This window comes from Paenibacillus sp. Y5S-9, assembly GCF_036894235.1.
Lineage (GTDB): Bacteria > Bacillota > Bacilli > Paenibacillales > Paenibacillaceae > Paenibacillus.
This window is the reverse complement of sequence record NZ_CP145887.1, coordinates 6,868,328-6,885,407: the sequence shown is the minus strand read 5'-3', so window position 1 is coordinate 6,885,407 and position 17,080 is coordinate 6,868,328. Positions and strand designations below refer to the sequence as shown.

General features: G+C 47.9%; 14 protein-coding genes. 13 read left to right on the top strand and 1 reads right to left on the bottom strand.

Annotated elements, in window-relative coordinates; translation table 11 throughout:
• Positions 1 to 432: 432 nt before the first annotated feature.
• The 9 genes from V6669_RS30155 to V6669_RS30115 all read left to right on the top strand — a co-directional run bounded on the left by V6669_RS30155 (position 433) and on the right by V6669_RS30115 (position 11,933).
• Complete coding sequence (locus tag V6669_RS30155) at positions 433 to 1,719, top strand: adenylosuccinate synthase (protein ID WP_036671866.1); 1,287 nt, start codon at positions 433 to 435, stop codon at positions 1,717 to 1,719.
• A gap of 222 nt (positions 1,720 to 1,941) precedes the next feature.
• The gene (locus V6669_RS30150) at positions 1,942 to 2,709 is read left to right on the top strand and encodes a hypothetical protein (protein ID WP_338589624.1); all 768 of its coding nucleotides are present in this window, start codon (positions 1,942 to 1,944) and stop codon (positions 2,707 to 2,709) included.
• Positions 2,710 to 2,999: 290 nt separating this feature from the next.
• The gene (locus V6669_RS30145) at positions 3,000 to 3,809 is read left to right on the top strand and encodes a class I SAM-dependent methyltransferase (RefSeq protein ID WP_338595093.1); all 810 of its coding nucleotides are present in this window, start codon (positions 3,000 to 3,002) and stop codon (positions 3,807 to 3,809) included.
• A gap of 486 nt (positions 3,810 to 4,295) precedes the next feature.
• On the top strand, positions 4,296 to 5,828 hold the full coding sequence (locus V6669_RS30140; protein ID WP_338589622.1) for a peptidoglycan DD-metalloendopeptidase family protein: 1,533 nt from the start codon (positions 4,296 to 4,298) through the stop codon (positions 5,826 to 5,828).
• Positions 5,829 to 6,266: 438 nt separating this feature from the next.
• Positions 6,267 to 6,989, top strand: a complete 723-nt coding sequence (yycF, locus tag V6669_RS30135) for a response regulator YycF (RefSeq protein ID WP_017691453.1) — start codon at positions 6,267 to 6,269, stop codon at positions 6,987 to 6,989.
• Positions 6,989 to 8,839, top strand: a complete 1,851-nt coding sequence (gene walK, locus V6669_RS30130) for a cell wall metabolism sensor histidine kinase WalK (RefSeq protein ID WP_036671863.1) — start codon at positions 6,989 to 6,991, stop codon at positions 8,837 to 8,839. Before yycF ends, walK begins: the two co-directional genes overlap by 1 nt.
• Positions 8,823 to 10,103 carry a two-component system activity regulator YycH gene (gene yycH, locus V6669_RS30125; protein WP_338589617.1) on the top strand — a complete coding sequence of 427 codons (1,281 nt, stop codon included), beginning with the start codon at positions 8,823 to 8,825 and terminating at the stop codon, positions 10,101 to 10,103. Before walK ends, yycH begins: the two co-directional genes overlap by 17 nt.
• 273 nt (positions 10,104 to 10,376) lie before the next feature.
• Entirely contained in the window at positions 10,377 to 11,120 is a 744-nt protein-coding gene (gene yycI, locus V6669_RS30120) for a two-component system regulatory protein YycI (RefSeq protein WP_036612041.1), read from the top strand.
• A 6-nt stretch (positions 11,121 to 11,126) separates the two neighbouring features.
• Entirely contained in the window at positions 11,127 to 11,933 is an 807-nt protein-coding gene (locus V6669_RS30115; protein WP_036671861.1) for an MBL fold metallo-hydrolase, read from the top strand.
• On the opposite strand, the gene V6669_RS30110 is transcribed toward V6669_RS30115, so the two are convergent.
• Positions 11,902 to 12,114, bottom strand: coding sequence for a hypothetical protein (locus tag V6669_RS30110; protein ID WP_036611899.1), 213 nt, complete (start codon positions 12,112 to 12,114; stop codon positions 11,902 to 11,904). The two genes, V6669_RS30115 and V6669_RS30110, sit on opposite strands and share 32 nt — an antisense overlap.
• A 715-nt stretch (positions 12,115 to 12,829) precedes the next feature.
• Here V6669_RS30110 and V6669_RS30105 point away from each other — a divergent pair.
• The 4 genes from V6669_RS30105 to V6669_RS30090 all read left to right on the top strand — a co-directional run bounded on the left by V6669_RS30105 (position 12,830) and on the right by V6669_RS30090 (position 16,640).
• Positions 12,830 to 14,107, top strand: coding sequence for a trypsin-like peptidase domain-containing protein (locus V6669_RS30105; RefSeq protein ID WP_338589613.1), 1,278 nt, complete (start codon positions 12,830 to 12,832; stop codon positions 14,105 to 14,107).
• Positions 14,108 to 14,406: 299 nt separating this feature from the next.
• A complete protein-coding gene (locus tag V6669_RS30100; RefSeq protein WP_338589611.1) occupies positions 14,407 to 14,928 on the top strand; it encodes a hypothetical protein in 522 nt (173 codons plus the stop codon).
• Between the two features lie 372 nt (positions 14,929 to 15,300).
• Positions 15,301 to 16,266 (top strand): MBL fold metallo-hydrolase, encoded by a 966-nt coding sequence (locus V6669_RS30095; protein WP_338589609.1) that lies wholly within the window; start codon positions 15,301 to 15,303, stop codon positions 16,264 to 16,266.
• Between the two features lie 206 nt (positions 16,267 to 16,472).
• A complete protein-coding gene (locus tag V6669_RS30090; RefSeq protein WP_017691462.1) occupies positions 16,473 to 16,640 on the top strand; it encodes a CxxH/CxxC protein in 168 nt (55 codons plus the stop codon).
• The last annotated feature ends 440 nt before the right edge of the window (positions 16,641 to 17,080 follow it).

Below are 17,080 nucleotides of genomic sequence, written 5' to 3'. Positions count from 1 at the left end.
GACAGCTTCGATCAAGAAGCAAAATCGTCTGTCCCGAAGATCAACCATTAGAGTAACTGAACTCAAACATCTCTTATAAATACCAGATATAGATTCACATTGAAATGGGTATCCTTGAACCGGTGATAGCAGTCAAGCAAGCTTGGACTGTAGTCTCCGGTTTTTTATGTTGAAATAGTGGGTAAATCCCGAACATTACAGTTGTACTATATCTAATTGTTCGCCATTTGATTTGACTTTGAAAAAGGGTACTGGTACACTAATACTGCTGCGTTAAAGCAGCGCAAACCTTCCCTTGAATGTAACGGAAGGACATTTTTACTGTCCGTTAGCACGCTTCTCAGTCGGTTTATTGCGTAACATGCCTGCCGGGATAGAGGACGGACAGACCAATACAAAGGTGCGCAAGGCACCCACGGAGGAATGTTAACTATGTCAACGGTAGTTGTAGTGGGAACGCAATGGGGAGACGAAGGAAAAGGCAAAATCACGGATTATTTGGCGGAGAGCGCTGATGTGGTGGCTCGTTATCAAGGTGGTAACAATGCGGGTCATACAATTCTGATTGATAACAAAAAATATAAACTGACGATGATTCCATCAGGGATTTTCTACACGGATAAAGCGTGTGTTATTGGTAACGGAATGGTTATCAACCCGAAGGCACTCATCGAAGAAATTAACTATATTCATGACAATGATTTCACAACGAAGAACCTGTCCATCAGTGAGCGTGCACATATCATCCTGCCATATCACATGGTATTGGATGCACTGGAAGAAGAGAGCAAAGGTCCGAACAAAATCGGTACGACTGGCAAAGGGATTGGCCCATGTTACATGGACAAATCAGCTCGTATTGGTATTCGGATGGTTGACCTGTTGGATGCTGAAGATTTCGAACTGAAACTGCGTCATCTGGTCAAAGAAAAGAATCGTGTCATCGAGCAAGTCTACGGCGGCCAGCCTGTTGATGTGGAAGAGATTCTGCAAGATTACCTCGGATATGCTGAAATTCTGCGTCCATATGTACGTGATACATCTGTTGTTCTGAACGAATATATTGATGAGGACAAAAAAGTATTGTTTGAAGGTGCACAAGGCGTTATGTTGGACCTTGATCAAGGAACTTATCCATTTGTTACATCATCCAATCCGTCCGCAGGTGGCGTATGTATCGGTTCTGGCGTAGGCCCGGCTCGTATTCAGCAAGTCATTGGGGTAGCGAAAGCTTACACAACCCGTGTAGGAGATGGCCCATTCCCTACGGAATTGCATGATGCAATCGGCGACCAAATCCGTGAGACTGGACATGAGTACGGTACGGTAACTGGACGTCCACGTCGTGTAGGTTGGTTCGATAGTGTTGTTGTTCGCCACGCGCGTCGTGTCAGCGGAATTACAGGTCTGTCCCTGAACTCTCTGGACGTAATGACAGGTCTGGAAACCGTAAAAATCTGCACAGGATACAAATTCCGCGGCGAGGTCATCACACACTATCCGGCAAGCCTCAAAATGCTGGCAGAATGTGAAGCAGTATACGAAGAGATGCCAGGCTGGAGCGAAGATATCACTGGAGCGAAGAAACTCGAAGACCTGCCAGTGAACACACAGAATTATGTAAAACGTGTTTCCGAACTGACAGGCATTCCAATTGCCATCTTCTCCGTTGGTCGTAACCGTGAGCAAACAAATCAAGTTCTTCCAATCTACGAGTAATCGAAGAAATAGAGAGATTGTTTCTTGAATTATAAAGTAAAATTGTCTGCAGACTTAGGCATGTTAAGCCTCCAGTTGTTGCTTGTATAGCGATGACTGGAGGTTTTTTGTGTTTTTTTCGGATATAATCCCGAGATTTCCGTCAATACTGGTTAACAGTAGAGTCACAGACCCCGACATGCGCATGTTAGACGGGTGGGATAATCGGAGGGAGAGAACGGAATGAAGTTGCTTGTGTGGTTTGTTAAAATCTTGCTAACCGTGGTGCTGGTCAGTTCACTGACACTGCTCACGACCGGATTAATTGTACAGTCATATGCGAAGTCGCTACTTGCGAGTTTCAATATTCAGTGGGAAGGTCAACCTATGGGGTTAACCGCCATGTTCCAAGGTGCCTTGGGTGGTAAAACCAGCGAGGGGAACAGATCAGGAAATGAGACGACAGATCAGCCGACAGGAGCGGACGAAGAGCAGGTTCCGGAAGATGCTGTTTCAGTTATGGGGAATGGGACAGAGAGCGGTCAATCTGGCGTAGATGCAGGCAACAATGCGTCCCAAGGGAGTGGCTCAAACGAGGGCACAGGGGAAGGTTCAGGTACAGATACGACTGTAGGGTCAAACTCAGGCACAAGTGCAGGCAATGGGACGGATACGGCCACGGGTAATGACTCAGGAACAGATCAGAGTAGTGGTTCAGCTTCAGGCAATGGAACCGGAGCGGCCAGCGGCGGTGCTTCTTCAGGTAATGACGCCATTGTTGTATCACCGGATGACATTACAGGAGCGAAGGACAAGCTGCCAGCAGAGGAGAAAGAAAAAATCTTCAGTCTGCTCATGAACAAGCTGCCACAGAAAGAAATGCAGCAGATCTCAGGCGCCATGGAAGGTGGCCTAACGGAACAGGAACTACGTGAGATTGAACAGGTGATCTCGAAGTACCTGACTAGTGAAGAGTACGACAACCTGATGGAAGTACTGCAAACAGAATAAGATAGGCAGAGAAAGCGGGCGTGCTCCTAGATGAGTATCGCCTGATTCATAATGTAATGGACTTGTCGAGGATGATTGAATATAATTTATTTAAATAAATAATGGAAATGCCTGTAGGAGGGAACAGTGTATGAAATATAAAGGGAAAGAACACAACATATAAAAACGTTCAGGCAACATTGCAGAAACCTCCAGTCCAATTCGTGGACCTCCGTTCATGGGTGCATTCAAGAGATCCGATGGACTTGTGTATATGAATACACTAATTGGAGGTTTTATTGAACATGAACATGAACTTATATCATTCTAATTCAGAACTGTCCGTAAAAAAGTACACCGAGGCGACGAATGAGCGATACGAGCAAGGGTTGCAAGAGGCGGATCAACCGTTTAGTGGCTGGGATTTTAGCTATGTAACAGGGAGTGAGCGACTTCAGAGCGGAATGTTGCCTTGGTCCTATGGAACGATGGCGCGCCGATTGATGAATCAGACAGAACGAATGCTCGACATGGGGACTGGTGGAGGAGAAATGCTGTCCAGACTCCTTCCACTTCCTCCATACACATGTGCGACGGAAGGTTATCTTCCGAATATACCGATTGCAGAGGAACGTTTACAGCCGTTAGGTGTGAAGGTGCTTCCGGTGACGGATGATTCGCAACTTCCTTTTGCAGACGGGGAATTCGATCTGATTCTTAATCGCCATGAGTCGTATGATGAACAGGAAGTTAGGCGGATTCTATCGGTAGGGGGACTGTTTCTAACTCAACAGGTAGGTTGGTCAGATTGCAGGGAGATCAATGATCGGCTCGGCATTCCTATGCCCGTGGATTACGCTGGATGGGAGCTGGATCGTGCTGTTCTTCAGCTGGAACAGTGTGGATTCCGTATTCTGGAGCAACGGGAAGCAACTCCCGCGCAGCGTTTCTATGATATAGGGGCACTGGTCTATTATCTAAAGACCATCCCGTGGCAAGTACCTGATTTCAAGGTAGAACAGTTCCGTGAGCCGTTAATGGATATTCATATAGAGATGGAGCACAATGGATTCTGGGAAGTACAGCAGAAGCGATTTGTAATTCTTGCAGTCAAAGAATAGAGACATAAAAGTTAATTTCTATTGTGGCATGGGATGAAATCCAGTTTAAGATAAACCACAATCAGGTTGTTTACGTAATCCCTTATCAGAGTTGATCTGGTGAGGGATTTTATTTGTATTTTTATGAAAAATAAAGCATATTTCACTGGGTCTTAGAACCTAGTCTTAATTTGCGAACAAAAGTACATAGTACAGCGGATGTTGAGGCATAATGGGTGATGGACCAGCCGTACTATCTTATGGATAATTCAGGGAAACCAAGCGTGGCGTGGCTTTGCGGTGTGACGTATAGAGTTGAAATGAGTGTAAAACCTGTGTTAAAGTATACGGGTGTGATAAAAGGTTAAAATTTTGACACTTTTACGAGCGCAGCTAAAGTCCTGATTTTGCGGACACCCAATACAAGTATCAACGAGCATGGGACAGACACGATGGGTGATGTCTTGACAGAAATGCGAACTGAGAAGTGCTGAAAAGGAGAGAATCATGAAAGGTTTCAGAGGCATACGCCAACCGGGCAAAGACCGGGTACACGAACAATCCGGGGAACACCGGACGGCCGAAGACAAAAACAACATGAGCATGTCCACCTTCAGTGTGAATAAGAAGCGCGTTCTGGCCTCGCGCAAATGGATCATTACAGCAGTATGTGGTGTATTCATCGCAGCATCGCTCGGGTTCGCAGGCAAACAATATGTTACTGCAAACACCGTACCGTACTATAAAGTCATGGTTAAAGGTAGCGAGATTGGTACCATTGCAGATGAGGCACAATTACAACAACTATTTACAGACAAAACTGAGGAATATCAACATAAATATCCGGATGCAGAGATGGTGCTGAACACGGATGGCATCACAACCGAAACGGTAAGAGCGTACAAGCCTGAAGTGAACAGTGACGAAACGCTGGACAAACTGGGTGACATGCTGACAGCCTACGCCAAAGGTGTGGAGCTCAAGGTAGACGGTGAAGTCATTGGTATTGTGAAGGATCAGGCAACAGCGGATGCAATCCTGGAACAAGTGCAGAGCAAATACATATCGGCATCGGCTGTGCGAAGTTCGCTTAAGACGAAGTCGGTATCGGCTAACTCCTCGAAGAAAGATGAGGGACCTAGCACAACCCTGAAGTCGGTAGGCATCAAGGAAGATGTAGCGACAGATGTGGTGAAGGCTGATCCAAACAAAATATGGGATGTGTCCGAGGCGGTTAAAGCTTTAACCGTTGGTAAAGACGCGCCTGTAACTTATGTGGTTCGTGAAGGAGATACGATCTCTTCGATCGCTGCCAAGTATGAAATTACACAAAGCGAGATTCGCCAGCATAATCCGGGCATCAAGGAAACGTCGCTTCAAATCGGAGACGAACTGACCTTGACCGTTCCGAAACCGGCGGTAACCGTTAAATCGGTTGAGCAGGTTGTTGAGCAGATTGAGATCAAACCGCAAGTGGAAGTGCGCAAAAGTGCCGAGTTGAAAGCTGGTACCACTAAAGTCGTGCGCCCAGGACAAAGTGGCTTAAAAAGCATGCAGTACCGTATAACGAAAGAAAATGGTGAAGTGGTTCAGGAAGAGTGGCTTGGTCAGGAAGTGATTAAAGCAGCTGTAACTGAAGTAGTCCTTAGCGGAACAAAAGTTGTTGGTGAGGGCACAGGTGAATTTGCTTGGCCGGTATCAAATGCAACGATGAGCAGCAGCTTTGGACAACGCTGGGGTCGCCAGCACAAAGGTGTCGATCTGGTAGGTAACCGCGATGTGAAAGCGTCTGATGAGGGTGTAATTACGTTTGCAGGACAGAAAAGCGGTTATGGTAATGTCATCATTATTAACCACCGTAACGGATACGAAACACTGTATGGGCATTTGAACAGCATTGGCGTTAAGGTTGGACAAGTGGTTGAAAAAGGCGAGAGTATCGGCGTTATGGGCAACACAGGTCGTTCGACTGGAACACATCTGCATTTTGAGATTATTAAGAATGGAACGGTAGAAAATCCGTTAACGTATCTGAACTAATATAGAGCTTAAATAGAGCAAGGTTGGCTATAATGCTGGCCTTGTTTTTTGCTGCTGTAAAAAATTTTCAGATGAAAGACCTTCCAACCCTCGGATCGGGATGTGACGGTGCTTCAGGTATGTTAAACTAGAGAATATAAACAACAAGCTATATAAGTTGAACTAATTATTTTTACGATAACGGAGAGGACAGAAAAAACCTGAAAAAGCGAAGCGTTCGCCTTTATCCCCGGATTTTCCCTTGAGAAAAGGGAATCGAAAAAATCTGGGGATAACAGCGATTGGAAGGTTGTTCTGTCATCGTAGTATGAGAGTAAATATTCTTTAGTTCAACTTATATTAGAGAAACCAATCAAGCAGGCTTGGTACAAGCTAAACATAGAAGAGAGATATAAACGCTAACGCGGATTAAGCAGGATATAGGGGTGAACTTAGCCGATGCAGGGGAAGATTTTGGTGGTGGACGATGAACAGCCCATCGCAGACATTTTGAAGTTTAATTTGGAAAAAGAGGGGTACGAGGTCATCTGTGCATTTGATGGCATTCGTGCGGTTGAACTGGCGTTATCCGAGAAACCGGATCTGATGCTGCTGGATCTGATGCTCCCGGGCAAGGATGGTATGGATGTCTGTCGTGAGGTGCGCGCTCATCTGGAGATGCCAATCATTATGCTTACCGCCAAAGATGGCGAGATCGACAAGGTGCTCGGGCTCGAATTGGGTGCGGATGATTACGTGACGAAGCCATTTAGTACGCGTGAGCTGCTTGCACGGGTGAAGGCACAGATGCGCAGACGGCAAAAACTTGCGATTACGGCAGAAGCGCACGAAGACGAAGAGAAGCAGGTCATGCGGCTGTTTGATCTGGCTTTTGATATGGACATGTATACGGCTTACAAAGGCGGGGAACCGCTCGATCTGACCCACCGTGAGTACGAACTTCTCTATTATATGGCGAAGCATTCCGGCAAGGTTATGACACGGGAACATCTGCTGCAAGCGGTGTGGGGATATGAATATTTTGGTGATGTACGTACCGTGGATGTAACGATTCGTCGTCTGCGTGAGAAGATTGAGGAGAATCCGAGCAAACCGGAAACGATTCTGACACGCCGCGGGCTCGGTTATCTCGTGCGCAGTGCCAAAAGCGTGGGGATATAATGGGACGATTCGCGCGATTCTCGTTCTTCCGAACGATTCAGGCGAAATTGATCATTATCTATGTACTGCTGATTCTGATTGCGATGCAATTGATCGGGGTTTATTTTGTGAGCGCGATGAAGAACTCACTAACGAGCAACTTTACGGAAGACTTGCAGGCGCGTGCGGAAATGCTGTCGGTTCTCGTGGGGGAGACGATGGCGGGTGGAGAAGCAGAGGCCGGCGAGGACAAAACGGAAAATCTGCGTGTGCTGGTGAACAACCTGTTCAACATTAACGGTGCCGAGATTCAGGTGCTGGATGCCAGCGGCAAAGTACTGACGACCTCGCTAAGTTCACATTCGGACTATGTCGGGCGCAAAAATACCCAAACCGTTGTCAGCCGTGCGCTGCAAGGCATTCGGGACAATGAGGAATATATCGTGGACGAGGATAATGTTCGCAAAAAAGTCGTCGCCAAGCCGGTGCTGTCCGGCGGCAAGATCATTGGCGCGGTCTACATCGCGGCATCCATGAACGAGCTGTATTCCACGATGGAGGGAATCAACAAAATCTTTATCTCCGGCATTCTGATTGCCTTGGTGTTAACGGCGGTACTTGGCGTGATCTTGTCCCATACGATAACGCAGCCGATTAAGGAAGTGACTCGGAGAGCGACAGCGGTCGCAGAAGGTAACTTCGATCAGCAGACACCTGTATTTGGCACGGATGAGATTGGTCAGCTCAGTCGGGCTTTTAACTATATGACCAGCAGGCTTCGGGATGCACTTTCACTGAATGAAGAGGAGAAGGAGAAGTTGACTTCCATTCTGACGAATATGAGTGATGGTGTGGTAGCTACGGATGAGTATGGTAAAGTCATTCTCGTAAACCGTCGTGCCAGCAGCATTCTGGGTATGCATCCTGCGGATATTGAAGGAAGACACTTCGCCATATTACTCGGCATTGATCCGGAGGATGCGGAAGCCCTCGCGAGTGGTTTCACAGGTTCAACGTTGCTGCAGATTGCACCGGCAGGACAAGAAGAACCTGTGGTCATTCGGATGACGTTCACACCTGTTCATCGGCGTGAACGGGGAATCACGGGTACCATTGCCGTACTTCAGGATGTTACCGAGCAGGAAGAACTTGAAGCATCCCGGCGTGAATTCGTAGCCAATGTATCCCATGAACTGCGTACACCACTGACCACGATCAAGAGTTACGCGGAAGCACTGGATGACGGTGCACTGGAAGACCCGCAGCTTGCCGGTCGTTTCGTGGGTGTTATTCAGAACGAGACGGAGCGAATGATACGACTGGTTACGGATCTGCTGCATTTATCGCGGCTTGATTCCAAAGAGGCTTTGCTACGGAAACAGCCAACAGACATCCTGGAAATGCTGGAGGAAGTGACGGATCGATTCTCGTTCCAGATGCATCAGAAGGATATTCAGCCTGTATTATCTGTGGAGAATGATATTCCGGCTGTCCCGCTGGATCGCGATCAGATTGATCAGGTGCTGGATAATGTCGTGTCCAATGCGCTGAAATATACATTGGAAGGTGGAACCATTACGATTGCTGCTAGACGCAGTGATGAACATGCACTTGCCATCTCGGTATCGGATACCGGAATGGGTATCCCACAGCGTGATCTGGATCGTATTTTTGAGCGGTTTTATCGGGTGGACAAAGCTCGTTCCCGCAGTATGGGAGGCACAGGGCTAGGACTGTCCATTGCCCGGGAAATTGTGAAGGCACATGATGGCAGCATCTCTCTGGAGTCTGAGGTAGACGTGGGCACGACAGTAACGTTCACGTTGCCGATGCGTGAGAAAGGGGGGGAGCACCGTGAAGGAACGGATTAAATCCTTGGTGCTTGCTGCCCTTGTTGTAGCCAGTCTCGTTCAGAGTTATTTTCTGATCTACCGTTTGCCCGGAGGCGGGGATTCCATTGTGACGTCAGAGACGAACTATGTGAAGACGGAAAATATGGGTCAGGAACGCAATATTGAAGAATTGATCTTCCCCGATCAGATGATTATTCATTTGGGCGAGGATAAACATACGGTGTTTTACCCTGGCAATACGTTCTATCAGTTGATCTATTCAAGGTTACAGGGGCGGGCGTTCGATGATTTTCAGCGCCGGAGTGTACAATCGGTGAACTGGGATCAGATTCGCAAGGAGAACCCCGGGTTTGAGTTATCGTTCAAAGAAGGTATTCCCGTCGCATTGTTGCAGCGGGTGATGAGGCTTGGGACGGATTCCTTATTCCAAGGGGAGACGATTAACCGCATTTCGATCTATACGTCCAAAAATGAAACGAAGGCCCATGCGCTGTTCTTCAGCGCCAAGGGAGACGTGGTGTACGAAGCAACGCAGGCGGACCTGACAGTACAAGACGTGCAGCAGCATGTTGACTTTGGTACGAACTGGACGCCATATACACTGATGGATGGCGGGTATTATATCCCGGCGGAAGCTTTGGAGACGATTGAAGCCGATGTGCCGACAGGTCAGTTCACGGTTGAGCAGATGCAACGCAGTCTGTTCTTCGATCCAAGCATGACCCGGAACATCCGGGAAAAAGATGGATCGGAGATCTACACGGACAGTAAACGTAGTCTGCAGGTGAAACAGGAACAACGCTGGATCAGTTACACCGACCCGGCGGCACCACCTGCGGGACAGATTGATCCCGCGAAGGATGCACTGTCTGCGGTTGATTTTGTGAATCAGCATGGCGGCTGGAAAGGCCGGTCACGCATGATGCTGGGGACCGCCGACAGCAAGACACGGCTTGAATTCCAGCAGTATTACGGCAGCTACCCGATTATGGATTCCATGCAGTTCCGCTTTGGCACAATCAGCATGGAGATGCAGCAGGAGACGGTATCCAGCTATGAACGATCGCTGGAATACCTGAACGAAGGTGCAGAGACGAAGAAATCGGTCAAGTTGCCTGGCGGAGACAAGCTGAAGGCTCTTATTAAAAAGGTCGCAGGTGAGAATCGTCAGGTCGTGGATGTATATCCGGCTTATCGTCCTTCTTCGATCGAGGATGGACTGAAGCTGATCCCGGTCTGGGTGATTCGATTCGGAAATGGTGAGGAAACTACCGTATCTTGATAGGTTATAGTCTTTGAACCAAAGAGTAGCTGTACTTTATCACTACGCGTGCAGAATAACCTTCCGATCGCTGTTACCCCCAGATTTCTTGAATTCCCTTTTAACACGGGAGAAATCTGGTGGTAAAGGCGAACGCTCCGCTTCTTCAGGTTATTTCTGCCCTCTCCGTTATCGTATAGCTTTAAGTTCAAAGGCTATAAACGGCCAGTTACGGTGGAAGGTGTAGGCAACTTGAGAAAGTATTGCAAGCAGCTAAGTTAGGGGGGGAATGTTTTGGATTGGGGACGGGCGAAAAATGTGTTGATCTATGCCTTTCTGCTGCTCAATCTGGTGCTGGGATACCAGATCTGGATGGATGCGCGAGAGACGGCCGGAGCCAATCTGGACTTCACCTCACTGGCAGATAATACACAGCAGGCGATGGAAGAGAAGGGCATTCAGGTGCTGGCTCCGATTCCAAATGAAACGCCAAAGCTGCCGAAGTTGTCCTATGAGTTCATTGAAGAGGACAAGGCTGGCGTGGATATGGAACTGGAACAGCCTGTAGATAGCAAGTTGATCTTCTCGCAGAGTGAGCTGGAAGATGCATTAGAGCGTGAGATTCCACAGATCGGGACATACCGGCTGGATCAGCTGATGGCCGAGGATGGGGCTTTTGTGCTTCACCCACTGGTGGATGGCAAATGGCCGCTCTTTAATGTGAGTCTGGAGCTATTCTACAGCGACCAGAAAATAACGGGTTACCGTCAAACTCCAGTGCGGATTACGACCGCAGAGGAGAGCGATCAGCAGGTGCTTCCGGCGTCGAAGGCGCTGGGAACGCTGATCGAGAACTTTTTGCCAAATGATGCAATTGTCAAAGATATTCAGCTGGGCTATTACGGCCAGTTGTTCAATTCAGATATACAGGTAGCGATGCCGGCATGGCGGTTCGTGCTGGAAAGTGGCGAAGTGTTGTACGTGCAGGGCATCAGTGGGGATGTATTCAGTCCCAAGACAGACAAACCAGGGGAGTAATGCGTTATGGGGATATATTTTACCGTGTTATCCAGCGGTTCGACAGGTAATGCCACAGTCATACAACATGGGGGCACATCTCTCATGATTGACGCGGGTCTTAGTGCAAAGCGATTGGATGCACTGTTTCAGGAAAGGGAGATTTCTGGGGCAGAATTGGACGGGATTCTGGTTACACATGAACATTCCGATCACATTAAAGGACTAGGCGCGATGTCTCGGAAATATAATTTACCAATCTACGCGAATCTGAATACGTGGGCGGCACTGGAGAAGTCGGTTGGGGCGATTCCAGAGGAAAACCGGAGGGTATTTGAGACAGGTGAAAAGCATGATTTTGGGTCACTGCGCGTGGAATCCTTCGGGATCTCGCATGATGCAGCTGAGCCGGTAGGGTACACATTTGATGATGGTACGGAGAAGCTGTCTGTTGCAACGGATCTCGGGTACATGAGCGACAAGGTTCGCGATGCGATCTCCGATTCTGACGTGCTGGTGCTGGAGGCGAATCATGATGTCGAATTGCTGCGTATGGGGCGTTATCCATGGAACACCAAGCGCCGGATTTTGAGCGACATTGGGCATTTGTCGAACGAAGCGGCAGGGGCAGCGCTTAGTGAACTGATGAACGGACGCATCAAGCGCACGTATCTGGCACATCTTAGCCGAGATCATAATATGATGGACTTGGCAAAAATGTCGGTGCGCGACGCGATGGAGAGCCGTGGATGTTTTTATCGGGATCATGAGTTCAAACTCTGTGATACGTATTATGACCGTCCTACGCCATGGGATAGGGTGGGTGAGCCATAAAGCTGTCGAGTTCGGCGGCTTTGCGCTCGACTTCCTCGCGGGTCAGAATGCCTTTATCAATAAGCAGTTCGATGATGGTACTGAGTGCAAGCGTGTTGCGATAGTGTTCTTCTTTGAGATCGGCCAGCTTGGCCGCCATATGAACTTCATCCATGGCTGTGAGTGTACGTGTGCGATCCATATATATCCTCCTCTATGAAGCTTCGAATTGTCTTTTACTATTATTGTAGTCAGGCTTGATGGAAAACATTCCTCTTTTTGCCGCTAACATTTGTGTGATGAGACGTGTATGCTGAACCTGTGACTATGCAGGGGTGAAAAAGTTCTTCAAATTTGCCAAAATGGCGCTTAGCGGACCGGATTTTGTGGTGATAGATACTATGGACCTTTATTGTTAAGCGCGTTATAGCGGAAATTTGCTTTAATTTTCGTAAATATGCAACTTTTTGTGATTTGACGTGTTTAGTATATGAGGAGCATTGTGATTTTGGCTGTTTTGCGTGTGAAATGGCATGTCATAGAATGCGAGAGCATGATTGATAGAGTCACTGACAGAATGGCGTGTCCGTTCTGTTGTACATAGACGCTGTATCTTGATTTGATGCCGGGATGCGGCGATATGCAAGACCATTTTATAAAAATGCAAAAAAGCATGGGAAACCGTTGGAGTCTTCACGTAACGAAGACGACAGAAGAAACCTGAAGAAACAGAGTGTTCGCCTTTAGGAACAAATTTTCACCTTGGAAGAGGGGATCAAAAAAATTTGTGAGTAACAGCGATCGGAAGGTTCGTCTGTTGGCGGAGTGGTGTATGTGAGAACTCCATCGTTGAACATGCGACAACTTAGGCGGCAGTCAGGGTCTTGATGCGTGACAACGAAGGGGAGAGGATCACGATGGGATTGTTTGGAGACGATTTTTATTCAACCAAAGTATCAAGACGCGCCGAACCTGAACAGAAAGGCAAACTTCAGATCATCCGCCCTGGAGGCAGAGCACGTGGACGTGACCGCTGGAGCAATCCGCGCAGATCGCGTACGGGAATCAGTTCCACAGTGAAGGTAGCTGTGATTAGCTCGGTGATCAGCTCCATCGTGACCGTCATGCTGTTTAGCTTCATTACACAGCCCGCTTCGTTACCGTTGGCTAATGCTACGGGTAATGGTGGTGGAGGCGGTGCACAGACAGCGCAGGCAGCTGATCCATACGACCGGATTATCCAAGCAGCAGCCCATGTTCGTCCTTCCGTGGTAAGCATTGTGAACCATAAAACGGGTAGCAGTCTGTCGATGGAAGATTCGGCGCTGGGCTCAGGGGTCATTTTCAAGAAGGAAGATGGCAAGGCCTACATCATGACCAACCACCACGTAGTGGAGGGTGCGAGTGATCTGGAGATTGTGACCGTAGATGGGGAGACACATAAAGCGAAGCTGGTCGGTAAGGACCGTGTGAGCGACATTGCTGTACTATCCGCAGAAGACAAAGGGCTGGGTGCAGTGGCGGAGATCGGTGATTCCAGCAAACTTCAGCGCGGTCAAACGGTGCTGGCGATCGGGAACCCGCTCGGTCTGGGCGGTACGCTGACATCCGGTATTGTCAGTTACACGGATCGTATTCTGCCTGTATCGATTAATCAGGACGGGGTGTACGACTGGGAACAAAACGTAATTCAGACGGATGCGGCGATTAATGAAGGTAATAGCGGCGGTGCTTTGGTCGACTTGAACGGCAAAGTGGTTGGCATCAACACGATGAAGATCTCGGATACGGGTGTTGAAGGTCTCGGCTTCGCGATTCCGATGAACGAAGTGATGAAAACGGTAGATTCCCTGCTACTGAACGGCAAAGTATCTCGTCCATACCTGGGCGTGTACACGGTTGATCTGAGCAACCCTTATGCACCACTGGATGACGAGCAGCGTAAAGATCTGAAGCTGCCATCTCACGTGGACAGCGGTGTGGTTGTGCTGGAAGCATCCGGTCCGGCATCTGATGCGGGCATGAAGCTGAATGATGTCATTACGGAATTTGATGGGCAAAAAATTACCTCCACGCTGGATCTGCGGAAGTATCTGTACGATCAGAAGAAGATTGGGGATACGATTGAAGTGACCTTCTACCGGGATGGCAAAGCTGAGAAAGTATCCGTGAAGCTGACGGATAAACCGGAGTAAGGGAAGTTCAGCGAGCGAGCCTATACTGTTGCGTGGATTGAAATAGGGAATGCTAGAAGAGTGATCAGATCAACTGACCACTCTTTTTTAGTTGTTATGGGTGGACGTGCTCGTTCGACAGTAAATGAGTAGATCAACCATTTTATATTCTCATGATCAGTTAGACCCGGAGCCAAAGGAGCAGATACATAAGACTAGGGCTGTGGTAAACTGTTGTCAATATGTTGGAGACGGTCGCTGATGCAATAACATCTGTTTGTCGATCATATTTTTATTTCAGAATGGAAGGGGTATTTTTGATGAAACATTTGAGGAAAACGATGCTTGGGGGAACGAGCTTGGCGCTGTCACTGTTTGTGCTGTCCGCCTGTGGATCTGAGGTAGCTACAACAGGAGCATCTGTGGATACAAGTGCTCTGCAAGAGAAGATTGCAGGGCTTGAGAAGAAACTGGTGGAGCAGGGAGCCAAGAGCGTTGAGCAGGAGCAAAAGATCGCAGCACTGGAGACCAAGTTGAATGAACTGAGTACAAATGTGATTGCAGGTGGGGCTGGTGGTCAAACACCTGTAGCATCGGGAAACAATGGATCGGCCGGGAAAGGCGATGGGGTCCTGATTACGTTTGCCCAGTATGAGAAGCTTGAGGTTGGCATGTCGGTAGAAGATGTCATCGAGATCCTTGGCGGTGAAGGTGAAGCGCTGAGTGAAGCGGAGAATATGGTGGTGTACAACTATAAAGGCACAGCCGGCAATGGTGCCAATGCTGTTATTGCTTTTCAAGGCGGGAAACTGTTGACGAAGGCGCAGTCGGGATTGAAGTGAAATTAGTATTGGACATGAAGAGTCTGAATCTTTGGAATAAAGCGTACTGCAGGGTTAAGGGAAGTTAAATGGGGCCAATCAGAAAATTCTGGTTGGTTTTTTTGTTGTTTTTATAAAGTTTGTGAGTAACGGAAAAGTTATTAGAAGTAGATTTTTTGAATAAATAACTTGACATTCGCAGTTAGTTGTAACTATAATGATTACATTATATAAGTTGTAACTGTAGTAGTTACATATAATGATTTGAAGGGGGGTTAAGTCGAAGCAATTGTACAACCAGACTATAGGACGGAATAAATAATCAACGAATTGGCTGCTAGATGCATTGTTATGGATGAACGGCGGCGACTTAAAGAGAAGGAGATCAATTCAATGTTTACTAAAAAATCATCAATGGGCGTTATGCTCGCTCTATGTTTCATGTTAATTCTGAGTGCTTGTGCGGGTACAGCAAGTAAAACCGAAAATGCAGAACACTCAAATGCTGCTAGTGCTGGAAATACAAAGAGCGAGGAAACAAACACACCAGCGGTGGAGCTGAAAGTGATCACCTATAATCCTGGGGAAAACAGCATTTTTGGCGTTTCATCAAACCTGATTGAAGGTCCAACTGAAGTCGTGCTTGTTGATGCGCAGTTCCAAAAAAATGATGCCGAGCAATTGGTCAAAATGATTAAAGATACGGGTAAAAAACTGACCACCGTATATATCAGCCACAAGGACCCGGACTATTACTTCGGTCTATCGGTAATCCGTGAGGCGTTCCCTGATGCAAAAATCGTTGCGACTCCAGCAACGGTGGAAGGAATCAAGGAAACAATTCAAGTGAAGAATGAATATTGGAATCCGATTCTAAAAGAAAATGCACCAACTGCACAGATTGTTCCGAACGTACTTGACGGTGCTCAATTGACCGTAGATGGGGAAACCGTAGAGATTATCGGTCTAGATGGTTCCGATCCGTCCCATACATTCCTGTGGATTCCTTCCATTAAAACTGTTCTGGGTGGCGTTCCTGTCTACGAAAATTCGCACGTCTGGATTGCAGATAACCAAACGCCAGAGAGCCGTGACTACTGGCGCCAATTGCTGGACCAAATTATTGCATTGAATCCAGAGCGAGTGATTCCGGGTCATTACCTGGGTACCAGTGCCGGGGATATATCGAGTGTTACATTCACTCGTGATTATATTGCTAAATTTGAAGCAGAGGCAGAGACAGCCAAAGATTCTAAAGAACTGATTGCAGCCATGGAAAAAGCATATCCGGACTTTACGAATACAGGCGATCTGGAGACGAGCGCTCAGGTAATTAAAGGCGAAATTTCTTGGCCTTAAGTAGAACGATGGACTTCTAGAAACGGTATAAGTAAAAGGCAAACATCCTTATCCTGTTAAGTGGGAGGGATGTTTTTGCTGTCATTAGGCGTGTAGGGGTTTCTTTTCGGCGGCAGGTGTGATAGAACTGAGAAGTGGCTATCCTGTAATGGGATACGCGGTTGTGAATCGGGAACATAGCTGGTTACAGAAAGGATGCTTAACGGATGTACGTTGTATGCAAAGAACACGTGGACATTGCCATCGACATGTTTGTCGATGAGTATGAGGACGCTCCAGATATCGTTGATCTGAAGGAGACGGAATTTGCCGACTGGGACCCGCCTGCGAAATGCGCCGAGTGCGAACAGCACGCGGAATTCCTCGTCGTTTAGCGTACTGTAGGACTTAGACGGCTGGAGGCGTGACTTAAGGTGGCGCTTCGGGCTGACTTTCCATCCGGTATGAACATCACAGCAAGAAACCAAGGAGAGCGTGATGAGCGCTCTTTTTGTCTTTGTGGGGGAATGAGTGGTTGTTAGGCAGCGTGGCGTTGGCGAGGGTTGTGGGGTTAACGTGGGAGTAGGCGAGAGTAAGGGAAGATTGAGGTAGGTGTTGGTGCCGAGTTCCGAGTTGGGAGTGGGCTAGGTTGTAGTAAAGGTGCAAGTTGTAGGTAATAGAAATGGAAGCCGCTGAGGCATGGGGGAAAGTGCCGTTGGGTAACAGCGATGTGGGTAGTGACGTGGGTGTAGACTGGCCGAGTAGCTCTAACGAACTCGAGACGCCTTATATGAGGCAAACACCGCCTGGTTGAAATCTAACGAATCGTAGACAC